Source organism: Micropruina sp. (assembly GCF_047602385.1).
Classification (GTDB): domain Bacteria; phylum Actinomycetota; class Actinomycetes; order Propionibacteriales; family Propionibacteriaceae; genus Micropruina.
The window spans coordinates 135,974-162,396 of sequence record NZ_JASGHL010000001.1 but is presented as its reverse complement, the minus strand read 5'-3'; the positions used below and the strand labels follow the sequence as shown (position 1 = coordinate 162,396).

Below are 26,423 nucleotides of genomic sequence, written 5' to 3'. Positions count from 1 at the left end.
CGCGGCCGCCCGGACGCCGAGCGACTATCCGGTGGCGCCGGTTTGCACCACGGGTTCCGCCTCAGGGTGTTCCGCCTGGTCGGCGAACTGCGTCCGGTACAGCTCCGCATACAGGCCACCGGCCGCCAGCAGCTGGACGTGGGTGCCCTGCTCGACCACGCGTCCGCCGTCCACCACCAGGATCCGGTCAGCGCCTCGCACCGTGGAGAGCCGGTGCGCGATAACGATCGACGTCCGGTCGCGCAAGGCGTTGTCGAGGGCGTGCTGGACGGCGGCCTCGCTCTCGCTGTCCAGGTGCGCGGTTGCTTCGTCGAGCACGATCAGGCCAGGCCCCTTGAGCAGCAGCCGGGCCAGCGCGAACCGCTGCTTCTCACCGCCCGAGAGACGGTGGCCGCGGTCGCCCACCACGGTGTCCAGGCCCTCCGGCAGCGACTCGACCAGCCGCCAGACCTGCGCGGCGCGCAGGGCCGCCTCCAGTTCGCCGTCGGTGGCGCCGGGTTTGGCGTACAGCAGGTTGGCCCGGATCGTGTCGTGGAACAGGTGCGCCTCCTGGGTGACCACCCCGACCCGCTCGTGCAGCGAACTCAGCGTGGCGTCGCGCAGGTCGACACCGTTGATCCGGATCGCTCCGTCGGTCGGGTCGTAGAGCCGCGCCACCAGCGAGGTGATCGTGGTCTTGCCGGCGCCGCTGGGCCCGACCAGGGCGACCAGTGCGCCGGGTTCCACGGTGAACGAGATGTCGTGCAGGACGTCGCCTCCGCCCTTGCGATCCCCGCTCGCCGAGCCCTCCAGGGAGGCCAGTGAGATCTCGTCGGCGGACGGGTAGCGGAAGCTGACCCGGTCGACCTCGACCCGCACCGGGACGTCCGGCACCGCGACGGCACCGAGCCGCTCGGCGACCAACGGCTTCAGGTCGAGCACCTCGAAGACCCGCTCGAACGACACCAAGGCGGTCATCACATCGACCCGGACGTTGGACAGCGCGGTCAGCGGCGCGTACAGCCTGGCCAGCAACGCCGCCAGGGCCAGCAGCGTGCCCACGGTGAGCGCGCCGTTGACCGCCATCACACCGCCCACGCCGTAGACCATCGCGGTCGCCAGCGACGCCACCAGTCCGAGCGCGACGAAGAACACCGAGCGGTTCACCGCCAGGCTGACGCCGGTGTCGCGGACCCCGGCGGCATGACCGGCGTACTCGGCGTCCTCGCGTCGCGGATCGCCGAAGAGCTTCACTAGCAGGGCGCCGGCGACGTTGAACCGCTCGCTCATCTGGGCACCCATGTCGGCGTTCAGCACCATCTGCCGGTGGGTCAGCGCGGCCAGCCGCCGGCCGAGGATGCGGGCGGGAATCAGGAACAGCGGCACCAGCAGAAAAGCGCCGATGGTCAGCTGCCAGGACAGCGATGCCATCGCGATCACGATCACCACCAGGCTGATCGCATTGCCGACCAGGTTCTGCAACACCGAGGTGAACGCCTGTTGCGCGCCGATCACGTCGCTGTTCAAACGGGTCACCAGGGCGCCGGTCTGGGCGCGGGTGAAGAACGCGATCGGCTGCCGCAGGACATGGCCGAACACCTGGGTGCGCAGGTCGAAGATCAGGCCCTCGCCGATCCGCGACGAATACCAGCGTTCGACCAGGGTGAGCGCGGCGTCCGCCAGCGCCAGGACGGCGACCACGACCGCGAGCTGGATGACCAGACCGGCGTTGCCGGGGATCACCCCGTCGTCGACCAGGCGCTGCAGGATCAGCGGAGAGGCCACCACCAGCAGCGAATCGACGACCGTCAGGCCGAGGAACATCGCGATCAGCCGACGGTAGGCGCCGGCATAGGACGGCACCCGGCGCCGGGTTCCGGGCGCCAGCCGGTGATCGCGAACAGACGCGTCCCTGGTCATCGAGTTCATGACCTGCCAACCGGAAAGACTCACGATCCCACTCAACCACGCGGCACCGACAGTGATTCCCAGCCGCCCGCTACCACGTTGGTCTCGTCGTGCCATGGCAATGACTCTTCGACTGAACCCCGAGGACGAGCGGGCGTTGGCCCTGTTGGCCGAGTCCGACGGAGTCAGCAAGCAGGAGGCCACCGTGCGCGCGATCCACGAGGCAGCCGCCCGGCGGTTACGACGCGACCGAGTGGCCACGTTGTCGGCGGCAGCCCGTGAGCACTACGCCGATCTGCTCGACCGTCTGGGTCAATGATCGAATATCTCTCGTTCGAGGATCTGTTGACCCTGGTCGAGGATCTCGTCGTTGGCCCGGTACGCGATCTCGGCCTGCTGGACTCAGCACTCCACCGGCCGCAGGCGAGCGTCTTCGGTGACGACGCCTACGCCGGCCTCGACACCAAAGCGGCCGTACTGCTCGAATCGCTGGTTCGCAACCAGGCGCTGATCGACGGCAACAAGCGGATCGGGTGGCTCGCGATGGTGGTCTTCTACGGCCTGAACGAGGTCGGCATCGAGGCACCGGATGACGACGCCTACGACCTGGTCATCGCGATCGCCGAGGGACGCGTCGGTTACCCCGAGATCGCCGAGCGGCTCGCCCGCTGGCGACCGGAACCGCCCTGATGTCGGTGGCCTCCCCCTAGTGTCCTGTCAGGTTGTTTCGCTGAAGCAACCTGACAGGACACTACCCGACTTCGTCACGACTGGACGCCGCGGCGGCGGTCATCCGCGCCCGGTGATGCCGTCGGCAGAGCACCTGGTAGGCGACCACCCGGTCGGCGGTGGGCACCACGTCGCCGACCATCACCTGGCTGCCCTCGGTGACCATCCGGCCGTCCACGGTTCGCGCGTTGTGGGTGGCGGGCGCCCCGCACCAGCATCGCGGCCGCACCTGCAACAACTCCATCCGGTCGCTCAGCTCGACCAGCCGGCGGGTGGCCGGGAACAACTCGGTGCGGAAGTCGGTCAGGATCGCGAAGCAATGCACGTCGACGTCCAGGTCGTCGACGACCCGGGCCAACTGGTCGATCTGCTCGGCCGGGTAGAAGTGCGCCTCGTCGCAGATCAGGTAGTCGACCCGCCGTCCATTTGCCAACTCGCCGGTGACGTAGCCGTAGAAGTCGAAGTCGTCGGTCACCTCGATGGCCGGCTGCTCCTGGCCGATCCGCGATGAGATGGTCGCCGCGCCGGCCCGGTCGTCGCGGCTGAACACCCGCCCGGCGCGTCCGGCCTGAGTCTCGGTGAAGTGGGTCTGCAACGCCAACGTGGACTTGCCGCTGTTCATCGGACCGGTGAAGAAGACCAGTTGCGCCACGGCTCAGCCGATCAGCAGCGGGACGGTGAGCTCGGCCGGGGTGAGCGAGCCGTGCATGCCGACCAGGTTGAACTCGTTCGGCTGGGTGCGGGTCATCACCGCCCGGTCGGTGGCCATCGCCACCAGGACGTCGCCGAACCGGTCCGCGAGCCGAGTCGGCAGCGGACCGAACCAGCCGGCCTCGACCGCCTCGTCGCGGGTCAGCACCCAGGCGTCCGGACCCAGCCAGTCGGCCCAGCGCGCGGCGACCGGTTCAGCGCCACCGGACACGTAGAGCTGCCGGAACCGGCCCTCGCCGCCGATCAGCTGGACGCCGGCCAGCAGGTCCGGTTCGTCTTCGACGGTCAGGCGGCGCTCGACCGCGATGTCGACCATGCCGTGGTCTCCGGTGATCAGCAGCCGGACGTCGTCGGGCAGCGCCGCGCGCAAAGCCGCGGCCAGCGCGTCCACCCGGACGAGTTCGGCCGCCCAGTGCTCGGACTCGGTGCCATGTTTGTGGCCGGCATGGTCGAGGTCGCGATCGTAGAGGTAGGTCACGCTGCGGGGCCCGGACAGCGCCGCCTGCACGGTGAGTTCGATCCGGCGTCCGGACGCCGAGTCGTCGGCATAGCCGAGGAAGTCGGCCCCGCGCAGCGCACAGGTGGTCAGGCCGGTGCCCCGGAACCGGGTCGGCGTGACCGTCGCACACCGGACGCCGGCCTTGGCCAGCCGCTCGAAGGCAGTTAGCTGCGGCTGGACGTCGAGGCCGTCCAGCCCGTCCTCCCAAAGCAGCGCGTTGAGCAGCCGGCCACCGAGCCGGAAGGTGTAGCCGGCCAGGCCGTGCTGTCCCGGCGCCAGCCCGGTGCCGAGGCTGGTCACCGAGGTGACAGTCGTGCTGGGTGCCCCCGAGGTGATCGTCGACGACGCCGGCGCGTCCAGCAGGCCGGTCAGGAACGGCGCGAGCTCGGGTCGTCCACGCAGCAGGTCGCTGCCGAGCCCGTCCACCAGCAGCACCACGAAACGCTCCGCCGCGGGCAGCCCCAGGACGTTGTCGCGGCCCGGTTGGCCGAGGATCGCGCCGATGCTCGGCAGCAGATCCGCCAGCGTCGAGTGCCCGTAGGCCGGCGGCGTGGGCAGGTTCACCGGCCACCGCCGGAGGCGACCTGCAGCGCGGTCGCGAACGAGACCAGCCGCGCAACGTTGTCGGCACCGTCGGCGGCGATGCTCATCCGGACGGTCAGGTCATCGGCGGCCAGGGTTCCGGTGTAGCCGTGGTCCGCGTCGCAGTCCGGGTCGCCGCAGTGCGCCGGCTCCAGGTCGAGACGCCGAGCCGTCCCCCAGCCGACGCTCAGCCAGGTCTCGACGGTCGCCGAGCGGTTGCTGCCGTACCGTTCGGGTTGGGCGACGACGCGGGTCAACGCGACCGAGGTGACCCTGTCCAGACCCACCGACTCGGTGGTGGACATCGCCTGCCCACTCTCGCCCGGGGCGTCCGACTCATCGGTGTGGCCGACGATCAGTCGGGTCGGGGTGAGCACCAGCACCGACATGTGCCGCTGGATCTCGTCGCGGGCGAAGGTCGCCTCGTGGTGGACGACGTGGTTGCGGACCACCTCGCCGGCGATCGCCATCGCGATCGTCTCGGCGATCAGGTCGGGAAAGTACCCGCAGGCATCGATGTCCCGGCGCAGCGCGGCCGGCAGAGCGGGCGAGGTCACCGGCTCATCTTGTCATCGCAGACCGCACCACCCAAGTCGGAGGGACAAGCTCGGCGGCTTGGGGTGCGGCGGCTCGCCGTGGCAGCGCAAGCCGTCTACCGTGAGGCCGGTGAGCACCAAGCCGTTCATCGCCGCTCGGATCGAGGAATTCCTCGACCGGCGGGTCGAGGCCGTGTTCCGGGCGATCGGCTGGCGCGAGCAGGTGATCGCCTACACCGGCTACGGCTCCTCGGATTTCCTGCGGGTGATGGCCCGGGTGAAGCTGGTCCCGCAGTGGTCGCGCAGCCAGCTCGGCCGGGCCACCAAGGAATTCGTCAAGCGGCGCGGCTGGCGCAGCTTCCTGACCGCCCCGTGCGTCCGGGTGCCGGTGACGCTGACCGTGGACGGCCGGACGGTCTACGCCACCACCGACCGCGGCGGCTACCTCGACCATCGGGTGTTCAGCCACGACCTGGAGCCGGGCTGGCGGCAGGTGACGCTGCGCACCGCCGGCAGCGATCCGGTCAGCTGCGACGTCCTGGTGGTCGGCGACGACGCCCGCTTCGGACTGCTCTCCGACATCGACGACACCGTGCTGACCACCTGGCTGCCGCGTCCGATGATCGCCGCCTGGAACAGCTTCGTCCGGGACGAGTCGAACCGGCAGTCGATCCCCGGCATGGCCCGGTTCTACCACCGCTGCCTGGACGCCCACCCGGGCGCCCCGATGATCTATCTGTCCACCGGGGCGTGGAACACCTACGACTTCCTGACGCGGTTCCTGGAGCGGCACAACTACCCGAAGGGGCCGCTGCTGCTCACCGACTGGGGTCCGACCAACACCGGCTGGTTCCGCTCGGGCATGGAGCACAAGCGGACCAGCCTGCTGCGGCTGGCGGCCGAGTTCCCCCGGATCGCCTGGGTGCTGGTCGGCGACGACGGCCAGCACGACCCCGAGATCTACGCCGAGTTCGCCAACTCGCACCCCAGCCATGTGGCGGCGGTCGCCATCCGGCAGCTGTCCCCCACCGAGCAGGTGTTGGCCCATGGCACCAACATGCCGCTGGAGGAGGCGGACGTGCTGGCCGGCACCGACTCGTCCTGGGTGGAGGCTCCGGACGGCCGCGGGCTGGCGGCCAAGCTGCGGAGCGCGCTGAAACCGGACCCCGCCGACTGAGCAGGTGCGGCCCCGGCCGCTCGACGCGCCGGCCCGGTTGCGCTCGAAACCCGGCGTCCGGCAGCGTGTCAGGCCGACGCCGACGTTGCCCGAAGGGCCACAATCGGCTGAGCGGAAGCACTGGAACCTAGTAGACGGCAACCGAAAGCGAGGCAGCGGTGGCGGGTCCCCCGGCCGACGACGACCTGATCGAACGCATCGTCGACATCGACATCTCCGACGAGATGGAGACCAGCTACCTCGAATACGCCTACTCGGTCATCTACAGCCGTGCCTTGCCGGACGCCCGCGACGGCCTCAAGCCGGTGCAGCGCCGCATCCTCTACACGATGGACGACATGGGCATCCGCCCGGACCGGCCGCACGTGAAGTCGGCCCGGGTGGTCGGCCAGGTGATGGGCCTGCTGCACCCGCACGGCGACGCCGCGATCTACGACGCCCTGGTCCGGCTGGCCCAGCCGTGGGCGCAGCGGCTGCCGGTGGTGGACGGCCACGGCAACTTCGGCTCGCTGGACGCCGGACCGGCCGCGATGCGCTACACCGAGTGCCGGATGGCGACCGCGGCAAGCGCGATGACCGCCGGGCTGGCCGAGGACACCGTCGACTTCCGGCCCAATTACGACGGCAAGGAGACCGAGCCGGTCGTGCTGCCGGCGGCCTTCCCGAACCTGCTGGTCAACGGCACCACCGGGATCGCGGTCGGGATGGCCACCAACATTCCGCCGCACAACCTGATCGAATGCGTCCAGGCGCTCAAGCACCTGATCGCGCACCCGGACGCCGACACCGAACAGCTGATGCGCTTCGTCCCGGGTCCAGATCTGCCCACCGGCGGCAAGATCGTCGGGCTGGACGGCGTCCGGGACGCCTACCTGACCGGACGCGGCAGCTTCCGGATTCGCGCCACTGCCCGGATCGAGCAGGTGCATGCTCGGCGCAAGGGCATCGTGGTCACCGAACTGCCCTACATGGTCGGCCCGGAGCGGGTGATCGAGCAGATCAAGACCGCCGTCCAGTCGAAGAAGCTGACCGGCATCGCCGACGTCAAGGACCTGACCGATCTCGCCAACGGCACCCGGCTGGTGATCGAGATCAAGAACGGGTTCAACCCCGACGCCGTGCTGGAACAGCTGTACAAGCTGACCCGGCTCGAGGACTCGTTCGGCATCAATGCCGTCGCCCTGGTCGAAGGCCAGCCCCGCACTCTCGGGCTGCGGGAACTGCTGACCGTCTATCTCGAGCACCGCCTCGAGGTGACCCTGCGCCGGACCAGGTTCCGGCTGGGCAAGGCCGCGGACCGGCTGCACCTGGTCGAGGGGCTGCTGATCGCGATCCTGGACATCGACGACGTGATCGCGATCATCCGGGGCAGCGACGACGCCGCGACCGCGAAGGCCAAACTGATCGAGGCGTTCGAGTTGTCCGACGTCCAGGCCACCTACATCCTCGACATGCAGCTGCGCCGGCTGACCAAATTCTCCCGGATCGAGCTGGAATCCGAGCGCGACGAACTGCGGAAGCGGATCGAGGAGTTGCAGGCGATCGTCGACGACCCGGCACTGCTGCGGAAGCTGGTGTCGAAGGAACTGGACGAGGTGGCCCGCACCCACGGCACGCCGCGGCGCACCGTGCTGCTGGCCTCCGGCGGCGGCGCGGTCTCCGCCGCCAAGGCATCGGCGACACCGCTGGAGATCGCCGACGATCCCTGCCGGGTGCTGCTGTCCTCGGCCGGCCTGCTGGCCCGCACGGATTCCGCCGAACCACTGGCCGCGGTGGGCGGCCGGGCGACCCACGACGTGATCGTCAGCATGTGCACCACCACCGCCCGCGGCGAGTTCGGACTGATCACCAGCCTCGGACGGGTGATCCGCGGCCAGACCATCGACCTGCCGTCGGTGCCGAGCACCGCGCAGGCCCCGAACCTGCAGGGTGGTTCGCCGGCGTCCGAGCTGTTCGCGCTGGAGGCCGACGAGCGCATCCTCGGCGTGACCGGCCTCGGCGACGACACCGTCGGCTGGGCGCTGGGCACCGAGCGCGGTGTGGTGAAACGCGTCAACCCCGACATCCTCGGCAAGGACTCCTGGGAGATCATCCGGCTCGACGACAAAGACCGGCTGGTCGGTGCGGTCGAACTGCGCGACGACACCGGCGAGTTGGTGTTCGTCACCTCGGACGCCCAACTGCTGCACTTCGCGGTGGCCGGCGTCCGGCCCCAGGGCCGCTCCGGCGGCGGCATGGCCGGGGTCAAGCTGGCCGCCGGCGCCCGGGCGGTGTTCTTCGGCGTCAGCCCGGCGTCCGACGCCGTGGTGGTCTCGGTGGCCGGCTCGTCGACCGCACTGCCCGGAACCGACGCAGGCAGCGTCAAGGTGACCCCGTTCGAGGAGTATCCGGGCAAGGGACGCGGCACCGGCGGCGTCCGGTGCCAGCGCTTCCTCCGCGGCGAGGACGTCCTCCAACTCGCCTGGGTGGGCCCCTCCCCCGCCGTCGCCGCAGCGGCCAGCGGCGCCGCCGTCGACCTGCCCCCGATCGACCCCCGCCGGGACGGCTCCGGCGTCTCCGTCGGCCAACCCATCGCCGCGGTCTCGACCCGCACCCACCGCTGATTCCGGTACGCGGGGACGGTTCTCCCGGTCACCGGGGACGGTTCTTTTGGTCACCGGGAACGGTTCTCCCGGACACCAGGGACGGTTCTCCCGGTCACCGGGGACGGTTCTCCCGGACACCAGGGACGGTTCTCCCGGTCACCGGGGACGGTTCTCCCGGTCAGCCGGCCTGCTCGCCGAGATCGCCGCGAACCGCCCGCCGGCCGCCAGCAACTCGTCCGGCGCTGAGTGGGACGTCTGCGGGAAGGCCGCGCGGGGTTAGGGTGAGGGCCGTGACCGACGAGTTCGCTGATCTTCTGGACGCCAACCGGCGCTATTCCACCTCCGCACCCCGCAACTTCGACGGCTACGCGCATGCTGGCGTCGCCGTCGTCACCTGCATGGACTCCCGACTACAGCCGTTGGAAATGCTGGGCCTGATGCTGGGCGAGGCCAAGATCCTGCGCACTCCGGGCGGCCACGTCACCGAGGACGCCCTCAACGGCTGCATCCTCGGGGTCAATCTGCTCCGGGTCGATCGCATCCTGGTGATCGCCCACACCAGGTGTGCGATGGCTGCCTGCGACGACGCCGAGATGCGGCGCCGAGTGACCGAGGCCAGCGGACGGGACGCGGCCACCCTGAGTGTGGGCGCCACCACCGATCAACGGGGCAAGCTGCGCGCCGATGTGAAGCTGCTCACCGAACACCCGCTGCTCAAGGGCAAGGCGCAGGTCGGAGGGTTCCTCTACGACGTCGACACCGGCCTGCTCAGCCAGGTCTGCTGAGCGGAGACCGCCTGCTGGTGTCCGGGGGGACGGTTCTCCCGGTCACCGGGGACGGTTCTCCCGGTCACCGGGGACGGTTCTCCCGGTCACCGGGGACGGTTCTCCCGGTCACCGGGGACGGTTCTCCCGGTCACCGGGGACGGTTCTCCCGGTCACCGGGGACGGTTCTCCCGGTCACCGGGGACGGTTCCTTTGGTCACCTGGTGGCCGAACCAACACCGTAGGACGATCTCGACAGACCGATCACCGGTGGTTGGGGCCTGCCATTCAGAAACTGTCGGCGGTGCATGAGACGGTGACAGACATGACCCACTCCGCGACCGACACGGCCCCTCCGGCGAGCGATCTGCGCGAGCGCGCCACCGCGATCCTCGCCGACCTGACCGGACGCCCGGACGCCGCCTTCCACCCGGGCCAGTACGAGGCCATCGAGGCACTGGTCGCCGACCGACGCCGCGCCCTGGTCGTGCAACGCACCGGCTGGGGCAAGTCCGCGGTCTACTTCATCGCCGCGCTGCTGCGCCGCCGCGAGGGTTCCGGGCCGGCGCTGATCGTGTCACCCCTGCTGGCGTTGATGCGCGACCAGGTGCGGGCCGCTGAGCGGGCCGGCGTCCGACCCGCGGCGATCAACTCGGCCAACGTCGCCGAGTGGCGCGAGATCGAGCAACTGCTCGACGACGACGCTGTCGACGTGTTGTTCGTGTCGCCGGAACGCCTGGTCAACCCGCGATTCCGGGCCGAGCAACTGCCGCGTCTGGTCACCTCGCTGGGCCTGCTGGTGATCGACGAGGCGCACTGCATCAGCGATTGGGGCCATGACTTCCGACCCGACTACCGGCGGATCCGCGACCTGATCGGCGAGCTTGGCGACGGCGTCCCGGTGCTGGCCACGACAGCGACAGCCAACCAGCGGGTGGTCGACGACGTCGCCGAGCAACTCGGCACCGGCGGACGCGACGTGTTCACCCTGCGCGGCGCCCTGGCCCGCGATTCGCTGCGGCTCGGCGTACTCGAACTGGGGACGGCGCACCGGCGGCTGGCGTGGCTGGCCGAGCACCTCGACACGCTGCCCGGAAGCGGCATCGTCTACTGCCTCACCGTGTCGGCCGCCGAGGACGCCGCGACTTTCCTGGCCGAGGCGGGGCATCGGGTACTTCCCTACACCGGCCGGACCGACGCCGCCGAGCGCCAAGCCGCCGAAGAGGCCCTGCAGGGCAACGAGGTGAAGGCACTGGTCGCCACCTCTGCGCTCGGCATGGGCTTCGACAAGCCCGACCTGGGTTTCGTGGTGCACATCGGCGCACCCAGCTCGCCGGTCGCCTACTACCAGCAGGTCGGACGCGCCGGTCGCGCGACCGACCGCGCCGACGTGTTGCTGCTGCCCGGCATCGAAGACCGCGACATCTGGCACTGGTTCGCCACCAACGCGATGCCCACCCAGGCCCGGGCCGATGCCGTGCTGGGCGCCCTGGCCGACGCCGACCGCCCGTTGTCGGTGCCGGCGCTGGAGGCTCGGGTCGATCTGCGCCGTGGCCCGCTGGAGTTGCTGCTCAAGGTGCTCGCGGTCGACGGCGCCGTCGAGTATGTCCCGGGCGGCTGGGTCTCGACCGGACGCCCGTGGCACTACGACGCCGAACGCTACGAGCGGATCGCCGCCGCCCGCGTCGCCGAACAGGACGCGATGCTCGCCTACCAGGCGCTCGACAACTGCCGGATGGCCTTCCTGACCCAGCAGCTCGACGATCCGCACGCGGCGCCGTGTGGCCGCTGCGACGCCTGCGCCGGGGCGTGGTATCCGAGTGAGGTAGCTGTCGCGACTGCCCGGACGGCGTCCGAATCGCTCGACCGGGTCGGTGTCCCGCTTCCCCCGCGAGCCTTGTGGCCGACCGGGCTCGACCGGTTGGGCGTCCGGTCCGACGGCAAGCCGGTCAGCGGCAAGATCCCGCCCGCGGAGCTGGCCGAGCCCGGACGGGTGGTCGCCCGGCTGACCGACCTGGGCTGGGGCGGACCGCTGCGCGAGCTGTTCGCGACCGACGCCGACGGCCGTCCGGTGGACGCCGAGGTACCGGCCGAGCTGGGACGGGCCTGCCTACGTGTGCTGAAGGACTGGGACTGGGCCCAACGCCCGGTCGCCGTGACCTGGCTGCCGAGCATCGGCCGGCCCCGCCTGGTGGAGTCGCTGGCCACCGGCATCGCCGCCGCCGGACGCCTCACGCTGCTCGGCCCCCTGGCCCTCAATCCGGATGCCGGCGCCGGTCAAGGTGCGAGCAACAGTGCGTACCGCGTCCGCGACCTGTGGGAACGGTTCGCGGTGCCGGACGAGCTCGGCCGCCGGCTGAACGATCTGCCCGGACCCGTGCTGCTGATCGACGACCTGGCCGACTCCCGCTGGAGTCTCACGGTCGCCGCCCGACTGCTGCGCCGAGCCGGAGCCCCTGCCGTTCTGCCGTTCGCACTGGCACTGACCGGCTGACGCCCAGGAATTCTTCGAATCTCTCGCGTCCGGTTGTATTTTCTGCGCGATACCTCTATCTTCTACAGAGGCCAGACACCGCAACCAAGAAGGGAGGCCGGAATATTGATGACAGAACAGACCCTGTGGATCGACGGCACCGTTGTGCCCCGTTCCGGCCCCGTGGGCGGTTCCGCGCTGCTCGCCGACTGAGTCGGTAGACAGAGCTGGCCCACTTGGGCCGAAACAGGTCCCGCCGGCTGCCGATCACGCCGTGACGAACGGATATTCGTGCTGTCCGCGCGCCAAATCCACACAAATGGACGCCATTTGGCCGTCCCTTTGCGAGCTCGCGACATTCTCGCGCACCCGCTATTTGAGTCTGCCATTTCTCAAGATTTCGAAAGCACCATGTCTACTCATCAGAAGATCCATCACACACAGTCCAATCTGTCCGAACTGCCCCGTCTGCGCCTGCTCGACCGGCTCGCGCTACACGGCGGTCTCGCACTCATCGAGTGGGCTCACCGGACCCGACCCATGACCGAGCCGATGAAGAACCGCCGGCCCGACCTCAGCCGACACCTGGACACCCAGGTATCGCATCGCGAGTTGACCGAGGCTCGTCATCGGCTGAACGCCCTCGGCTGACTCAGCAGCACGGCTGCTCGATCAGGCCCTCCCTAACTAGTTCTGCCCTCCCGCATGCGGGAGGGCAGAACTAGTTAGGGAGGGTTTCGTCCGCGAGCACGACCGAAGTCAGCCGAACTCTCGGACGGCAGCGGCGAAGGTGCCCGCGGCCCGGGTCCACACCGGGGTACCGGTGAACAGCCCAGGCAGGATCGGCACCAGGCCGGCGGAGAAGTCCTCGCTCGCCTGAATCGGCAACAACGACGGCAGGTTGTCGATCACGATCGCATCGAGCGGCACCGGGTCGTCCCAGATCCGCCGAACCGGCTCCGACCAGGTCGTATGCCGGTTGCTGACCGGCAACAGGTTCAACGCCGAAGGGACGTCCGCAGTCACGTCGGCGAGCACCCGCAGTCGGCGGCCGGCGCGCGTCCGGTCCGCCTCGGTGAGGAACGGCGGCATCGGCACACTCGCATGGACACAATGCACCAGCAGATCGTGGGCGACCAGGGCGTCCGAATCGAGGTCAGCGGTGTCGTCCCGGTCCCAGCGCGAGGGCACCACACCCGCCAGGCACAGCGCGTCGGTCGCACCGCGTCCGGCCCGGCCGAAGGCTCCGGTCACCACAGCGGCAGCGCCCGACAACGAGTCCTCGGCCTCTTCCAGCCGGCCGGCCAACTGGTCAAGGGTCATCGGCTCCAGCGGCGCAGCCAAGGCCCCGCAGAGTTGCAGCGCGCCGAGCGAGGCGCCGACGAAGCCCGCCCAGTAGCCGAACGCCACCACGCGTCCACCGCGTTCGTCGACCAGGTACTCCAGATCGAGCAGTTCTCCGCCGCCCGCGACGAACCTCCGCAGCAACTCGGACGCCCCCTGCTGACCCTTGTAGGCATGCCCGAAGTAGACGTGGCGCTGGCTCAGCGCGCCGGGTGACTCGGGCAGTTCCTTGATGCCAACGACCACCACATCCGTCCCGGCATCACGCCACGACCCGGCCGGCACCACCGGGAGCCCCGCATCAGCGTACTGGGCGTCACCGAAGACACGGGCGGTCGAGGACTCGACCAGCACCTCGATGCCCGCCGCGCGCAGCGTCGCGGCGCCTGCCGGCGTGATCGGCGTGCGCCGCTCGCTGGGCCGCTCCTCCGCACGAAGAATGATGGTCGGTGCCGACGCCGGGCTCGCTGTCATAACCGCAGGCTATCGCCCGGCCCAGCCGGGAGTGCCCAGCCGGCGCCCCGCCGGGTCGGGCGGCCGCCGGTGCACCGTCATCCAGTTTTCAGGCGTCGATCCGCTCCGCGTCCAGCGCGTAGGCGCCGGCGACGATGAACTCCTTGCGCGGCGCGACCTCGTTGCCCATCAGTTTCTCGAAGGTGGCCATCGCGTTCTCCAGCGATTCGCCCTCTTCCACGGTGATCCGGCGCAGCGTACGATGCCGCGGGTCCATCGTGGTCTCCTTGAGCTGGTCGGCGTCCATCTCGCCCAGTCCTTTGTAGCGCTGCGGTTCCTTGAAGTTGACGCCGCGTTTGGTGAGTTCGGCGAGCTTCCGCTGGTACTCGGCCTCGTTGTAGGTGTAGACGTACCGGTCCTGGCCGCGCCGCGGGTTGCTCAGTTCGAACCGGTGCAGCGGCGGGACGGCGGTGTACACCCGGCCGGCCTCGATCATCGGCCGCATGTACTTGAAGAACAAGGTGGTCAGCAAGGTGCGGATATGGGCGCCGTCGGAGTCCGCGTCGGCCATGAAGATCACCTTGCCGTAGCGGGCCTGCTCGAGTTCGAAGCCGCGGCCGGAACCGGCTCCGACCACCTGGATGATCGAGGCGCATTCGGCGTTCTTCAGCATGTCGCCGACGCTGGCCCGCTGCACGTTGAGAATCTTGCCGCGGATCGGCAGCAGCGCCTGGAACTCCGAGTTCCTGGCCAGCTTGGCCGTCCCCATCGCCGAATCGCCCTCGACGATGAACAGCTCGGTGCGATCTCCGTCGGTGCTGCGGCAGTCGGCCAGCTTGGACGGCAACGTGCTCGACTCGAGGGCGTTCTTGCGCCGCTGGTTCTCTTTGTGCGCGCGAGCCGCGACCCGGGTGCGGGACGCCGAGACCACCTTCTCCATCACGGCCCGGGCCTGGCTACGCTGCGCTGCCCGGCTCGAGGTGAGGAAGTCGGTCAGCTCGGACTCGACGATCCGCGCGGCCAGCCGGGTCACCGGGGGCGTGCCGAGCACCTCTTTGGTCTGGCCCTCGAACTGCGGTTCGGCGAGCCGAACCGTCACCACCGAGGTCAGTCCTTCGAGAATGTCGTCCTTGACCACCTCTTCGCCCGATTTGAGCAACCGGGTGCCTTCCAGTGCCCTGCCGAAGGCCCGCACCATGCCGCGCTCGAAGCCGCTGACATGGGTGCCGCCCTTGGGGGTGGCGATGATGTTGACGAACGACTGGACGTGTGAGTCGTAGCCGCTGCCCCAGCGCAACGCGATGTCGACCTCCAGCGTCCGGTCGACGTCGGTCGGTGTCATCGCGCCGTCGTCGTCGAGCATCGGCACCGTCTCGGTGAAGGAATCGGTGCCCTGCAGCCGGAGGACCTCGGTGACCGGGGCGTCGGTGGCCAGGAATTCGCAGAACTCGGAGATCCCGCCGTCGTGCTTGAACACCTCTGTGGTCGGCTCGTCGCCGCGGGCATCGGTGACCACCAGCTCCAGGCCGGGCACCAGGAAGCTGGTCTGCCGGGCCCGGGCCACCAGATTGGGCAGGGAGAGCTGAGCGTCAGGCAGGAAGATCTGCCGATCGGGCCAATATCGCACCCGGGTTCCGGTGCGTCCGCGCGCTGCCCGGCGCACTTTGGCGAGCTGGGCGCCCGGCGTGAACGCCGCGTCGGGACCGGCTCCGTCGAAAGTCCCCGGCACACCACGGCGGAACGACATCGCCCAGGTCGCCCCGTTGCGATCGACCTCGACGTCGAGTCGGGACGCCAGCGCGTTCACCACCGAGGCCCCGACGCCGTGCAGGCCGCCGGTGGCGTTGTACGACCCAGCCCCGAACTTCCCGCCCGCGTGCAGCTTGGTGAAGACCACCTCGACGCCGGACAGACCCGTCCGCGGCTCGATGTCGACCGGAATGCCGCGGGCGACGTCGGCGACCGCGATGCTGCCATCGGCACCGAGTTCGACCCGGATCGATTCTCCGTACCCGGCCAGCGCCTCGTCGACCGCGTTGTCGATGATCTCCCACAGGCAGTGCATCAGCCCGCGGGTGTCCGTCGATCCGATGTACATGGCCGGTCGCTTGCGGACGGCCTCAAGTCCCTCGAGGACCAGCAGGTGGCGGGCTTCGTAGTCCCGCCCCTCAGCCGCCGGCTTGCCTTTGATCGTCACGCGATGAGGCTAACCGACGGCACCGACACCATCGCGGACCCGCCGCGCGGCGCGCCCCTCCTGGCCTGGGTTGCCCTGCGGGGGTAGTCTCGCGCCACGGAACAAACGGACCGGCCTAGAGGTTGATACTGGTAGACTCAACTCGGTGACAGAAGGGAATGCGGATGAGCACGATGGCGCTTGAGGAGCTGACCGCAGCAGACCGCTGCGATCGATGTGGTGCGCAGGCCTACCTGCGGGTGACCCTGCACGCCGGCGAACTCCTCTTCTGTGCCCACCACGCCAAGGCACATGCCGATCGGCTGAAGCAGGTGGCACTCACCATTCAGGACGAGACCAACAAACTGAACTGACACCCCCGACGACCATGGAACGCCCCGGACGCTGTCCGGGGCGTTCGTCGTTGTCCGGGTTTCACTGCCGTCTGGTTCGGGCCGCCCTGAGCCGGTTCGTCGTGCGCAACCTCACCTGGCGGACGGATTGAGGGTGCCGCTGATGTTGGAGATCCGCCCCTGCTCGTCGAACAGGACACTGAGGGTGTCCGGCCCGATTTGCACCTTCAGCTGCCGCTCGTCGCCGGTCACCCGCAACCCGTGGACGGCGGCGTAGGTCAATACCTGGGCGCGCGGATTGCCCGGTTGCAGATCGACGGCGGCCATGATCCGCCGCGGGAACGTGACCCCCTGGGCCGCCGGACGCGGCACCGCCGGGTCGACGATGCCGAAATAGGCGATGCCCGCTCCGTAGTCCGCGGAGTAGAAGGCGGTGGCACCGGCAAGCGGCGCGGCGAGCAACGCCACGCTGGCGCCCGCACCCAGTCCGGTGTCGAGGACGCCGTCCAGGCTGAACTGTGGTTCGCCGAGCTCCCATAGACCCCAGGGCTGCGCCATCTCGGCGACCCGGCGGACCGGGCCGATGGCCGGCAACGCCGGCGAGAAGCCCTGGTTCGCCCACGCCCACAGCCAGGTTCGCGACTCCTTCGACACCGTCCCCAGCAGCAGCACGCGCAATGGTCGCCCGGCGATCGTCACCACACCCTGCTCGATGTCGGCCTGGTAGGAGCCGTTCAGGTCGACGACCTGTGCCAGCGCGTCCTGCGCCTCGATGGCGACGGCGACGTGGGCCACGACGGCCTCGTTGAAGCGCTGATGGTTGTGATCGGACATGGCGGACACCCTACTGCCCGAGTCGGGCGCCGGTCGCAGCCGCTGGGCAAATCGGCGCACCGGTGCCATCGTGGAGCGGTGACCACGATCACCGCTGAACTGGGCGACATCACCGCCGAACGGGTGGACGCGATCGTCAACGCCGCCAACTCGACGCTGCTCGGCGGTGGTGGCGTGGACGGCGCCATTCACGCCGCGGCCGGGCCACGCCTGCTCGAGGCCTGTCGGCGGCTGCGCCGGACCGATTGGCGCGACGGGCTTCCGGTGGGCGAGGCGGTGGCCACTGAGGCGTTCGACCTGCCGAGCCGCTGGGTGATCCATACGGTCGGGCCGAACGCTCACCGCGGACAGACCGATCCTGCACTGCTGTCATCCTGCTTCACCCGCAGCCTGGAGGTTGCCGCAGGAGTCGGCGCCACCAGCGTCGCCTTCCCGGCGATCAGCGCGGGCGCCTACGGCTGGGACGCGACCGACGTCGCCCGGATCGCGGTTCAGGCGGTGCGGACGCATCCGGCGTCCGGCATTGAGCAGGTCCGCTTCGTGCTCTTCGGCAGCCGACTGCTGGACGCCTTCCGGCGCGCTCTCGAATGAGCCGCGGTTCGATCGGCGGCGGAACCCGCGTCCTGTTGCCTGTCGCGGTGGTTCTGATGCCGGATCGCAACTGGATGCGGAAAACGCCGGTGAGCCGGCGTGATTAGGATGCGATCGTGATGACCAACCCGGGCAGGTATGCGAAGGGCAAAGCGAAGCGCGAGGAGATCCTGATCCGCGCCCTGGAGGTGGTCGGGCGGGCCGGACCGCGGACCGCGTACCTGACCGACATCGCCGAAGCGGTCGGGCTCACGCCGGCCGGACTGCTGCACTACTTCGACAGCAAAGAGGAGTTGTTCACCGAGATCCTGCGCAAGCGCGATGAGGTCGACATCGCCCAGTACTGGCCGCAGACCGCTGAGGCCGCTGACCTCACCCAGTTGCGCAAGGGCTACGTCGACGCGATCAGCCACAACGCCCAGGTGCCCGGTCTGGTTCAGCTGTTCACCCGGATGTGTGCCGATGCGCCCGACCCCGCCCATCCGGCGCATCGGCTCTTTCGCGAGCGCGGCGAGAAGCTCCGCGCCTACTTCGGCTCAGGTATCCGCAAGCTGCAGGCGTCGGGCGATCTCGACGACCGCATCGACCCCGAGATGATGTCCCGGATCCTGCAGGCGGTCTCCGACGGCCTACAACTGCAGTGGATGATCGAGCCCGACGTCGACATGGCGGCCGGCGTGGACGCCCTGTTCGCGCTGCTCACCCCGCCCTCGGACGCCACCGACGAGTCAGCAGGCGCCTGATCGTCGCTGCCAGGTCGTGTCGAGACCTAGCCCGCCGAGGATCGCTACCGGTCAGTCGAGGTAGTCGCGCAGCACCTGAGAGCGCGACGGGTGCCGCAACTTGCTCATCGTCTTGGACTCGATCTGCCGGATCCGCTCGCGGGTGACGCCGTACACCTTGCCGATCTCGTCCAGCGTCTTGGGTTGGCCGTCGGTCAGCCCGAAGCGCATCGAGACCACGCCGGCTTCACGCTCACTCAAGGTGTCCAGCACGTCGTGCAGTTGCTCCTGCAGCAGGGTGAAGTTGACCGCCTCGGCCGGAACCACCGCCTCGGAGTCCTCGATCAGGTCACCGAACTCGGAGTCGCCGTCCTCGCCCAGCGGGGTGTGCAGCGAGATCGGCTCGCGGCCGTACTTCTGCACCTCGACGACCTTCTCCGGGGTCATGTCGAGTTCCTTGGCCAGCTCTTCCGGGGTGGGCTCGCGGCCGAGATCCTGCAGCATCTGGCGCTGCACCCGGGCCAGCTTGTTGATCACCTCGACCATGTGCACCGGGATCCGGATGGTGCGGGCCTGGTCGGCCATTGCCCGGGTGATCGCCTGCTTGATCCACCAGGTCGCATAGGTGGAGAACTTGTAGCCCTTGGTGTAGTCGAACTTCTCGACCGCGCGGATCAGGCCGAGGTTGCCCTCCTGGATCAGGTCGAGGAAGAGCATCCCGCGACCCGTGTAGCGCTTGGCCAGCGAGACCACGAGTCGCAGGTTCGCTTCGAGCAGGTGGTTCTTGGCGCGCCGGCCGTCCACCGAGATCCACTCGTAGTCGTCGACATCGGACGCCGCGATCGAGCGGCCCGTGTTTATCGACTCCTCGGCGAACAGCCCGGCCTCGATCCGCTTGGCGAGGGTGACTTCCTGCTCGGCGTTCAGCAGCGCGACCTTGCCGATCTGCTTGAGGTAGTCCTTGACCGGGTCCGCCGTAGCTCCGGCGACCAGCACCTGCTGCTCCGGCTCGTCGGCGTCGTCGGCATCGGAGACGATGAAGCCCTCGTCCTCGCTGAGCTCCTTCTCGGTGACGGCCTCCTTGGCCTCCTCGAAGGTCGAGTCATCGACATCGTCCAGAGAGCGGCGTTTGCCGCCGACCGTCAGCACGACGTCGTCGCCCTCGCGGGCGAACTTCACGTCGACCGCCTCGGGGGCAGCCAGCACGTCTTCGACGGTCGGGGTTGCGGCGTCCGCAGGACCGGCCTTGGTGGTAGCCGCCTTGGGCCGCCGTGTGCGGCCGGTCGTTGCCGGCGCCTTCGCGGTGGTCGCGGCGCGGCGTCTGGTGGGCGCCGCCGCCTCGGCCGGTTGAGCTTCGGACCTGGCTGCGGCAGTGGAGCGTGGTGACACAAGTAGCCTTTCGGATTCTTGGTTTTGGGCACACGACAACCGGGGGTTGTCAATGGCCGGCGCCTGAGCCATTCTGGCACGCCACCTGGGACAATCCAAACCGGGTCAGCCTCACCGGTGCGAAGTCGTGTCCTAGTCGTAACCTGGGGCCGGCACGAGACCCACCCCACTAGGGTTGTCGCCATGTCCCAGCCGCCGCGCCCGACGGCGCGCCCCGCCGCCCGCAGTCACCACGGCGACGAATTCGTCGACGACTTCGCCTGGATGAGCGACAAGCACGCACCGGAGTTCCTCGACCACCTCGCCGCGGAGAACGCCTACACCGTCGAGCGAACCGCCCACCTGGAGGACCTGCGCGCCGACCTCTACGACGACATTCTGGCCCGCACCCGGCAGACCGACCTGACCGTCCCCGACTTCATCCGGCACGGCGACGGCTCCACCTGGTGGTACTACAGCCGCTCCGTGGAAGGTCTGGACTACCCGATCCACTGTCGGCTGCCCGCCGACGACCCGGACCAGATCCCCGACGTGACCGGCGCCCCCGCCGGCGAACAGGTGGTGCTCGACGAGAACCAGTTGGCCGAAGGGCAAAGCTTCTTCGCCCTCGGCATGTGCGATGTCTCCCCGGACGGCACCAGGCTGGCCTGGAGCGAGGACGTCAGCGGCGACGAACGGTACCGGCTCCGAGTCGTCGAGCTGGCCACCCGGGCCGAGTTACCAGCCCCGGACGTCCCGATCGCCGGCGGCGGCTGCTGGTGTGGCAACGACCGGCTTATCTACCTGACCGTCGACGAGGCCTGGCGTCCCGACCGGGTCTGGCTGCACACCCTCGGCACCGGCGCCGACGCCCTGCTCTGGCATGAGCCGGACGAGCGGTTCTGGCTGGGCGTCGACGAATCCCGCGACCGGGCTCGGGTCTTGCTGGCGGCCGAGAGCAAGCAGTCCGGCGAGTACCGGCTGCTGGACGTTGCGGACCCCACCGCCGGGATGCGGCTGGTGGCACCACGCCGGCAGGGTCTGGAGTACGGCGTCGAGGTCGGCACCGACGCCCTCTACATCGTCCACAACGACGGCGCCCCCGAGTTCGCCTTGTCCTGGGCGCCGTTCACGGCGTCCGGCACTGCTGACTGGCGGACGCTGGTGCCGCAGCGTCCGGGCGTCCGGCTGCTCGGCGTGCACGCCTACGCCGACTATCTGGTGCTGACCTCGCGGCGCGACTGCCTGCCGCTGATCGAGGTGCTCACCCGCCGTCCCGACTGCGGGTGGGGCGAGCCCGTCCCGATCGCGTTCGACGAGCCGCTGTACAACGCCGGCGCGATGTCCGCCGACGACCCGGCCACCGACCGGATCCGGCTGGTGCACGAATCGCTGGTCACCCCGCGCCGGCTCGACGAGTACCGGCTGGACGACGGACGCCGCCGGACCCTGAAGCAGACCACCGTCCTGGACCATCCGGTGCACGGCCCGTATGACCCTGCCGCCTACGTGCAGCGCCGGGAGTGGGCGCTCGCACCGGACGGAACCCGGGTGCCGCTCTCGATCGTGCACCGTGCCGATGTGGTGCCCGACGGCACCGCGCCGGCACTGCTCTACGGCTACGGTGCCTACGAGGCGGCGATGCTGCCGTGGTTCTCGATCCCCCGGCTCAGCCTGCTGGACCGCGGCTTCGTCTGGGCCGTCGCGCATGTCCGGGGCGGCGGCGAACTGGGCCGCGCCTGGTACGAGCAGGGCAGGCTGCTCGCCAAACCGGCCACCTTCACCGACTTCGTCGCCTGCGCGCGGCATCTGGTCGAGACCGGCTGGACCAGTGCGGACCGCCTGGTGGCACAGGGCGCTTCGGCGGGTGGCCTGACGGTCGGCGCTGCCGTCAACCTGGCCCCGGACGCCTTCCGCGCCGTGCATGCCGACGTCCCGTTCGTGGACGCGCTGACCACCATCCTCAACCCGGAACTGCCGCTGACGGTGACCGAGTGGGAGGAATGGGGCGACCCGCTGCACGACGCCGAGGTGTACCGGTGCATGAAGTCCTACACGCCGTACGAGAACATCCGGGCGGTGCGCTACCCGGCGGTGCTGGCGACCACGAGCCTGAACGACACCCGGGTCGAGGTCGTCGAGCCCGCGAAATGGGTCGCGCAGCTGCGCCGCACGGTCGCCGCCGACCCCGCCCGTCCGATCCTGTTGCGCACCGAGATGGTCGCCGGGCACGGCGGCGTGTCCGGGCGCTACCAAGCCTGGCGCGACCTGGCCTTCGAGCTCGCCTGGATCATCGATCAGGCGGTGCCCACGCCTCGTTGACCGGTGCCGTCCGGACCGAGCCGAGGCTCGGCACGAGCCACGAGTGCCCATCGGCCACGTCCAGGTAAGACCGTGGTCTTTGTTTCGGGGTCCGGGCTGCGCTCAGGGTTCATTGGGGGCCGTCGCGGGAAACAACGGCGTCCGCGGTGCGTTGTACTGAAGACGGAGCGAAAGGACTCACATGATCTCGACTGCGCACCGGATCCGGAGCACCGACGGAATCGATGGCAAAGACGCCGTAGGCCTGTACCTGGACGGCATCGCCAAGACTGCCCTGCTGACCGCCGAAGAGGAGGTCATCCTCGCCAAGCGGATCGAGGCCGGGCTGTTCGCCAGGGCGTTGCTCAACGGTACCGCGGGCGCCGAGGTGACCCGTCCGAAGGGCGTCAGCACCGACGAACTCGAACAGATCGCCGCCGAGGGCGATCAGGCGTTGCAACGCTTCATCACCGCGAACCTGCGGCTGGTGGTCTCGGTGGCCCGCAAGTACGGACGGGCCCAGATGCCGCTGCTCGACCTGGTCCAGGAGGGCAACACCGGGCTGATCCGCGCGGTGGAGAAGTTCGACTACAGCAAGGGCTTCAAGTTCTCGACCTACGCCACCTGGTGGGTCCGGCAGTCGATCTCCCGGGGCATCGCCCAGCAGGGCCGGATCGTCCGCTTGCCCGTGCACGTCGCGGAGCAGGTCAATCAGGTCTCGGCCGTCCGCCGCACCCTTGAGCGCCGGCACGGACGTGAGCCCGAGTTGATCGAGATCGCCGACGAACTGGGTCTCACCGAGGAGCAGGTGATCGACCTGCTGCGGCTGGCCCGTGATCACGTCAGCCTGGACGCTCCGGTCGAGGAGGACGGCGACACCGCCCTGGGTGACCTGCTGGCCCGCGAGATGTCCCCCGGCCCCGACGAGATGGTGCTGGACGCCGAGGACCGGGCCCGGCTGGACGGCATGCTGTCCGCGCTGGACGAGCGCTCCGCCGATGTCGTCCGGCGCCGCTACGGACTCCTCGACGGACGGCAGGCCAAGCTCGCCGACATCGCCGCGGTCTGGGGCATCACCGCCGAACGCGTCCGCCAGATCGAGCGGCACGCCATCGCCAAGCTGCGCAACGCGCACGACCTCGCCGCCTGAGCTCACCGAACGGAAGCGGCCCGCCCATTCCCCCCGGGCGGGCCGCTTCCTTATGCCCGGCCGGCTCGGCCACCCCACTAGGCCCTGCCTAACTAGTTCTGCCCTCCCGCATGTGGGAGGGCAGAACTAGTTAGGGAGGGCCCAGCGTCGTGTCAGGCGTCCAGGACGCGGATCAAGCCCTCCTGAGCGCAGGACGCCGCGAGGACGCCTGACTGCGTGAAAAGCCGTCCTTGGGAGAAGCCCAGACCGCCGGACGCCGAGGGCGAGGTCTGGTCGTAGAGCAGCCACTCGTCGGCCCGCACCGGACGGTGGAACCACATGGCGTGGTCGATCGAGGCGGCCTGCATCCGCGGGGATAGGAACTCCACCGGGTGGGCCAGCACGCTGACGGACAGCAGCGAGATGTCGGACAGGTAGGCCAACACCATCTGGTGCACCCGCGGGTCGTCCGGCAGCCTCGACTCGGCCCGGATCCACAGCTGCAGCTGCGCGGATCCGGACTCGCCTCTGATCGGCTCGGTCGCGTAGCGCGCCTCCAGCGCCCCCCACTCGGCCTCCCACACCGCCGCCGTTCTCGCCGAGCGCTCCCCCAGCACCTGCGCCGCGGGACGGCACTCCGACGGCGCCGGCACTCCGGGCGGAAACGGATCGGCATGGTCCAGGCCTGGCTCGGGGACGTGGAACGAACAGACCATCGAGAAGATCGGCTTGCCCTCCTGCCGGGCCACCACCCGCCGCTGGGTGAAACTGCGGCCGTCCCGGGTCGGTTCGACGACGTACAGCAGTGGGCTGGCCGGTGAGCCGGGCCGCAGGAAGTAGGCCTTCAGTGAGTGCGCGACCCGATCGAGCGCCACGGTGCGATAGGCGGCGCCGAGGGCCTGGGCGAGCACCTGCCCGCCGAACGACCGCTGCAGCACCGTCTCCGGCTGCGGACCGCGGAACAGGTCGGTGTCGAGCTGTTCGAGGTCGAGCAGTCCCACCAATTCGGCCGCGGTACGCGGCACGTCAGCCCTGCCCGCTGGACGAGTCGTCCTGCTCGGCCAGGAACTGCTCCACCGCCGCGCCGATCTCGTCGGCGGTCGGCACCGAGGCACGTCCCGACTCGGAGAGCTGGTCGTACTGCTCTTCGAGCGCGGCCAGCACGGCGGGGAACTCGGCGTCCTCCTGCACCTCGGCGCTGATGGTGACCAGTTGCTGCTCGGCCTCGGCATCCAGGTCGCCGAGCGGAATGAACAGGCCGGTCGCCTCGTTCATCCGGCGCAGCACAGCGGCAGTGGCCTGCGGGAAGGTGGACTGGGCCAGATAGTGCGGGACGTGCGCGACGAAGCCGAGCCCGGTCAGTCCGGCTTGGCCCGCACGGAACTCGAGCATCGCCGAGAAGCTGCCGGGGATCTGGATCCGGTCGATCCACAACGGGTTACCGGTGGCCAGCTTCGGGTCGGTGGAGTGCGAGGTGACCAGGGTCGGCCGGGTGTGCGGGACCGCCATCGGCACCCCGCTGCCGGTCAGCAGCATCGCCGAGTCGAGCCGTTCGGCGATGCCGAGCACCGCCTGCGCGGCCCGGCGCCACTGGCTGTCGGGCTCCGGGCCGACCAGCAGCAGGAAGGGCCGTCCGGCTGCGTCGGTCACCTTGTGCAAGAGCAGCGAGAAGTCGTTCATCGACACCCAGCTGTTGGTGTCGAAGACCATCTGCGGACGGCGGCTGCGGTAGTCGTGCAGCTGGTCGTGGTCGAACTCGGCCAGCACCTCGTGGTCGCAGTGCTCCAGGATGTGGGCGGCGAGTCCGCGGTTGATCGCGGCCGCGTCCACGTACCCCTCGAACAGGTGGATCAGCACCGGACGGACGCCGTCCAGGCTCGACCAGACCTCGGGGTTGAACGTGTACAGCAACCGGGGATCGATCACCCGGCCACCCTAGCGCGGGCGGCTCGAACCGCCGAGTGACTACGCCGACGGCGTACGCGACGGTGCGTTGCCTCCCCGGCACGGCCGAGTTCCCCGTCCGCCGCTAGGCGCGGGCGAAGGCGACGCGCAGCCGTTCGGCACCCGGACCGGTCAACCCATCCACTCCCGGACGGCGTCCGGTCAGGGCCAGCAGAACGGCGCTGATGGGTCCGCGCGCCAGCGGGCCCACCCCGATCTCCCAGGCGATATCGGACGCCTCGAGGCGAACCTCGCGCACGGGCAGGGCACGGAACACCGCGGCCTTCCGACCACCCGCATAGGACCAGACCCGGGAGGCCGCCTCGCCCGCCGCAACCTGGGGCAGCGGCAACTCCCGGCGCAGCGGGATCGCGATGTCCTGGCTGTGCACCAAGATGTCGATCAGCGTTTCGCGGGGAGTGAGGCCGATGTTGTGCCGACGCGACCCGATCGTGTCGCGCAGCCCCCCGATCAACTCGGCGGGGTCAGCGGATGCCTTGACCCGCGCCGCTTCGCGAATGGTGCGATTGAGGTCACGGACGCCGTGACGCAGCGCCATCCGCAGGCCGTCGACGAGCCCGAGTTGTTGCAGGGTGAGATGCGCCGCCACATCGCGGACCGTCCACCCGTCACACAGCGAGGGCTGGCACCAGTCCTGGTCGGACAGCGTCGCCAGCAGATCGGCGGTGGCGCCACGATGGGTGTCAATGGCTGCCCACACCTGATCGATGTCCATCGTCGCCACCTCACTGATATAGTCCTAGTATCGAATCATAATAGTTCGATACTAGGACTATCTGCAAGGGGTGTCATGACCGAGGAGATCCCCGGCCTGCCGGTGTTGCTGTTCATCGCCCAACGCGCTGTGGAGAGCCGGGTGGTGGCGGCGGTCCAAGCGGCCGGGCATACCGAACTGACCCTCGCGCTGGGCAGGGTGGCCGCGCGCATCGGGCCGGCGGGCACCCGTCTGACCGAACTAGCCGAACAGGCCCAGGTGGCAAAGCAGACCGTGACCGCAGCGGTGGATCGCCTGGAACGGCTCGGCTATGTGGAACGGGTGCCCGACCCGACCGACGCTCGGGCCAGGCTGGTCCGGCTGGCACCGCTCGGCGAACAGGTGGTCGCGATCGCGCGGGTGGAGGAAGCTGCGGTCCTCGCGGAGTGGACGAGACATCTCGGCGCGCGTCGGATGGCTCAGTTGTGCGACATCCTCCGCTCGCTTCGCGAGATCGCCGACCCGTATGGGCCTTGATCGCAAGCCGCGG

General features: G+C 69.6%; 24 protein-coding genes. 13 read left to right on the top strand and 11 right to left on the bottom strand.

Annotation, left to right across the window (positions count from 1 at the left end; all coding sequences use genetic code 11):
- Positions 1-24 precede the first annotated feature (24 nt).
- Positions 25-1,932, bottom strand: a complete 1,908-nt coding sequence (locus QM711_RS00750) for an ABC transporter ATP-binding protein (RefSeq protein WP_415095815.1) — start codon at positions 1,930-1,932, stop codon at positions 25-27.
- A gap of 70 nt (positions 1,933-2,002) precedes the next feature.
- Here QM711_RS00750 and QM711_RS00745 point away from each other — a divergent pair, with 70 nt between their 5' ends.
- Both QM711_RS00745 and QM711_RS00740 read left to right on the top strand, forming a co-directional pair.
- Entirely contained in the window at positions 2,003-2,206 is a 204-nt protein-coding gene (locus QM711_RS00745; RefSeq protein ID WP_415095814.1) for a CopG family transcriptional regulator, read from the top strand.
- The gene (locus QM711_RS00740; RefSeq protein ID WP_415095813.1) at positions 2,203-2,577 is read left to right on the top strand and encodes a type II toxin-antitoxin system death-on-curing family toxin; all 375 of its coding nucleotides are present in this window, start codon (positions 2,203-2,205) and stop codon (positions 2,575-2,577) included. Before QM711_RS00745 ends, QM711_RS00740 begins: the two co-directional genes overlap by 4 nt.
- A 61-nt stretch (positions 2,578-2,638) precedes the next feature.
- Here the strand turns inward: QM711_RS00740 and QM711_RS00735 are convergent, their stop codons facing one another.
- The 3 genes from QM711_RS00735 to QM711_RS00725 are packed head-to-tail and all read right to left on the bottom strand — an operon-like array spanning position 2,639 to position 4,965.
- Positions 2,639-3,268 (bottom strand): thymidine kinase, encoded by a 630-nt coding sequence (locus tag QM711_RS00735; protein WP_415095812.1) that lies wholly within the window; start codon positions 3,266-3,268, stop codon positions 2,639-2,641.
- 3 nt (positions 3,269-3,271) lie between these two features.
- Positions 3,272-4,390 carry an alkaline phosphatase family protein gene (locus tag QM711_RS00730; RefSeq protein ID WP_415095811.1) on the bottom strand — a complete coding sequence of 373 codons (1,119 nt, stop codon included), beginning with the start codon at positions 4,388-4,390 and terminating at the stop codon, positions 3,272-3,274.
- Complete coding sequence (locus tag QM711_RS00725) at positions 4,387-4,965, bottom strand: DUF5998 family protein (protein WP_415095810.1); 579 nt, start codon at positions 4,963-4,965, stop codon at positions 4,387-4,389. Before QM711_RS00725 ends, QM711_RS00730 begins: the two co-directional genes overlap by 4 nt.
- Before the next feature lie 109 nt (positions 4,966-5,074).
- Between QM711_RS00725 and QM711_RS00720 the strand changes: the two genes are divergently transcribed.
- The 5 genes from QM711_RS00720 (at position 5,075) to QM711_RS00700 (ending at position 12,594) form a co-directional block, all read left to right on the top strand.
- Complete coding sequence (locus tag QM711_RS00720) at positions 5,075-6,121, top strand: App1 family protein (protein WP_415095809.1); 1,047 nt, start codon at positions 5,075-5,077, stop codon at positions 6,119-6,121.
- A gap of 158 nt (positions 6,122-6,279) precedes the next feature.
- Positions 6,280-8,724: a DNA gyrase/topoisomerase IV subunit A gene (locus QM711_RS00715; protein ID WP_415095808.1), complete on the top strand. Its 2,445-nt coding sequence runs from the start codon at positions 6,280-6,282 to the stop codon at positions 8,722-8,724.
- Positions 8,725-8,996: 272 nt separating this feature from the next.
- Positions 8,997-9,491 carry a beta-class carbonic anhydrase gene (locus QM711_RS00710; RefSeq protein ID WP_415095807.1) on the top strand — a complete coding sequence of 165 codons (495 nt, stop codon included), beginning with the start codon at positions 8,997-8,999 and terminating at the stop codon, positions 9,489-9,491.
- A gap of 304 nt (positions 9,492-9,795) precedes the next feature.
- Positions 9,796-11,964 carry a RecQ family ATP-dependent DNA helicase gene (locus QM711_RS00705; protein ID WP_415095806.1) on the top strand — a complete coding sequence of 723 codons (2,169 nt, stop codon included), beginning with the start codon at positions 9,796-9,798 and terminating at the stop codon, positions 11,962-11,964.
- Positions 11,965-12,234: 270 nt separating this feature from the next.
- Positions 12,235-12,594 (top strand): hypothetical protein, encoded by a 360-nt coding sequence (locus QM711_RS00700; RefSeq protein ID WP_415095805.1) that lies wholly within the window; start codon positions 12,235-12,237, stop codon positions 12,592-12,594.
- A gap of 108 nt (positions 12,595-12,702) precedes the next feature.
- Here QM711_RS00700 and QM711_RS00695 read toward each other — a convergent pair whose 3' ends face one another.
- Positions 12,703-13,761, bottom strand: a complete 1,059-nt coding sequence (locus QM711_RS00695; protein WP_415095804.1) for a hypothetical protein — start codon at positions 13,759-13,761, stop codon at positions 12,703-12,705.
- An 88-nt stretch (positions 13,762-13,849) separates the two neighbouring features.
- Complete coding sequence (locus tag QM711_RS00690) at positions 13,850-15,937, bottom strand: DNA gyrase/topoisomerase IV subunit B (protein WP_415095803.1); 2,088 nt, start codon at positions 15,935-15,937, stop codon at positions 13,850-13,852.
- 164 nt (positions 15,938-16,101) lie between these two features.
- Here QM711_RS00690 and QM711_RS00685 point away from each other — a divergent pair, with 164 nt between their 5' ends.
- Positions 16,102-16,290, top strand: a complete 189-nt coding sequence (locus QM711_RS00685) for a hypothetical protein (RefSeq protein ID WP_415095802.1) — start codon at positions 16,102-16,104, stop codon at positions 16,288-16,290.
- Between the two features lie 111 nt (positions 16,291-16,401).
- On the opposite strand, the gene QM711_RS00680 is transcribed toward QM711_RS00685, so the two are convergent.
- The gene (locus QM711_RS00680) at positions 16,402-17,103 is read right to left on the bottom strand and encodes a DUF6882 domain-containing protein (protein ID WP_415095801.1); all 702 of its coding nucleotides are present in this window, start codon (positions 17,101-17,103) and stop codon (positions 16,402-16,404) included.
- Between the two features lie 78 nt (positions 17,104-17,181).
- On the opposite strand from QM711_RS00680, the gene QM711_RS00675 reads away from it, so the two are divergent.
- Together QM711_RS00675 and QM711_RS00670 are read left to right on the top strand one after the other, a co-directional pair.
- A complete protein-coding gene (locus QM711_RS00675) occupies positions 17,182-17,694 on the top strand; it encodes an O-acetyl-ADP-ribose deacetylase (protein WP_415095800.1) in 513 nt (170 codons plus the stop codon).
- A gap of 119 nt (positions 17,695-17,813) precedes the next feature.
- Positions 17,814-18,437 (top strand): TetR/AcrR family transcriptional regulator, encoded by a 624-nt coding sequence (locus QM711_RS00670; RefSeq protein ID WP_415096837.1) that lies wholly within the window; start codon positions 17,814-17,816, stop codon positions 18,435-18,437.
- Positions 18,438-18,488: 51 nt separating this feature from the next.
- Here QM711_RS00670 and QM711_RS00665 read toward each other — a convergent pair whose 3' ends face one another.
- Positions 18,489-19,877: an RNA polymerase sigma factor gene (locus tag QM711_RS00665; RefSeq protein ID WP_415095799.1), complete on the bottom strand. Its 1,389-nt coding sequence runs from the start codon at positions 19,875-19,877 to the stop codon at positions 18,489-18,491.
- A gap of 111 nt (positions 19,878-19,988) precedes the next feature.
- Here QM711_RS00665 and QM711_RS00660 point away from each other — a divergent pair, with 111 nt between their 5' ends.
- Positions 19,989-22,106, top strand: coding sequence for a S9 family peptidase (locus QM711_RS00660; protein WP_415095798.1), 2,118 nt, complete (start codon positions 19,989-19,991; stop codon positions 22,104-22,106).
- Between the two features lie 184 nt (positions 22,107-22,290).
- On the top strand, positions 22,291-23,235 hold the full coding sequence (locus QM711_RS00655) for an RNA polymerase sigma factor RpoD/SigA (protein WP_415096835.1): 945 nt from the start codon (positions 22,291-22,293) through the stop codon (positions 23,233-23,235).
- A 152-nt stretch (positions 23,236-23,387) separates the two neighbouring features.
- On the opposite strand, the gene QM711_RS00650 is transcribed toward QM711_RS00655, so the two are convergent.
- The 3 genes from QM711_RS00650 to QM711_RS00640 all read right to left on the bottom strand — a co-directional run bounded on the left by QM711_RS00650 (position 23,388) and on the right by QM711_RS00640 (position 25,894).
- Positions 23,388-24,239: an acyl-CoA thioesterase gene (locus tag QM711_RS00650; protein WP_415095797.1), complete on the bottom strand. Its 852-nt coding sequence runs from the start codon at positions 24,237-24,239 to the stop codon at positions 23,388-23,390.
- A 1-nt stretch (position 24,240) separates the two neighbouring features.
- Positions 24,241-25,140, bottom strand: a complete 900-nt coding sequence (locus QM711_RS00645; protein WP_415095796.1) for a PAC2 family protein — start codon at positions 25,138-25,140, stop codon at positions 24,241-24,243.
- Between the two features lie 103 nt (positions 25,141-25,243).
- The gene (locus QM711_RS00640; protein ID WP_415095795.1) at positions 25,244-25,894 is read right to left on the bottom strand and encodes a maleylpyruvate isomerase family mycothiol-dependent enzyme; all 651 of its coding nucleotides are present in this window, start codon (positions 25,892-25,894) and stop codon (positions 25,244-25,246) included.
- Positions 25,895-25,969: 75 nt separating this feature from the next.
- Here QM711_RS00640 and QM711_RS00635 point away from each other — a divergent pair, with 75 nt between their 5' ends.
- On the top strand, positions 25,970-26,410 hold the full coding sequence (locus QM711_RS00635) for a MarR family winged helix-turn-helix transcriptional regulator (protein WP_415095794.1): 441 nt from the start codon (positions 25,970-25,972) through the stop codon (positions 26,408-26,410).
- The last annotated feature ends 13 nt before the right edge of the window (positions 26,411-26,423 follow it).

Bases quoted from the DNA above. Each gene is read 5' to 3' on its own strand.
- QM711_RS00705 (WP_415095806.1), top strand. From the start codon at position 9,796: ATGACCCACTCCGCGACCGACACGGCCCCTCCGGCGAGCGATCTGCGC.
- QM711_RS00745 (WP_415095814.1), top strand. From the start codon at position 2,003: ATGGCAATGACTCTTCGACTGAACCCCGAGGACGAGCGGGCGTTGGCC.
- QM711_RS00635 (WP_415095794.1), top strand. From the start codon at position 25,970: ATGACCGAGGAGATCCCCGGCCTGCCGGTGTTGCTGTTCATCGCCCAA.
- QM711_RS00680 (WP_415095801.1), bottom strand. From the start codon at position 17,103: ATGTCCGATCACAACCATCAGCGCTTCAACGAGGCCGTCGTGGCCCAC.
- QM711_RS00640 (WP_415095795.1), bottom strand. From the start codon at position 25,894: ATGGACATCGATCAGGTGTGGGCAGCCATTGACACCCATCGTGGCGCC.
- QM711_RS00740 (WP_415095813.1), top strand. From the start codon at position 2,203: ATGATCGAATATCTCTCGTTCGAGGATCTGTTGACCCTGGTCGAGGAT.
- QM711_RS00695 (WP_415095804.1), bottom strand. From the start codon at position 13,761: ATGACAGCGAGCCCGGCGTCGGCACCGACCATCATTCTTCGTGCGGAG.
- QM711_RS00660 (WP_415095798.1), top strand. From the start codon at position 19,989: ATGTCCCAGCCGCCGCGCCCGACGGCGCGCCCCGCCGCCCGCAGTCAC.
- QM711_RS00670 (WP_415096837.1), top strand. From the start codon at position 17,814: ATGACCAACCCGGGCAGGTATGCGAAGGGCAAAGCGAAGCGCGAGGAG.
- QM711_RS00685 (WP_415095802.1), top strand. From the start codon at position 16,102: ATGAGCACGATGGCGCTTGAGGAGCTGACCGCAGCAGACCGCTGCGAT.
- QM711_RS00665 (WP_415095799.1), bottom strand. From the start codon at position 19,877: ATGGCTCAGGCGCCGGCCATTGACAACCCCCGGTTGTCGTGTGCCCAA.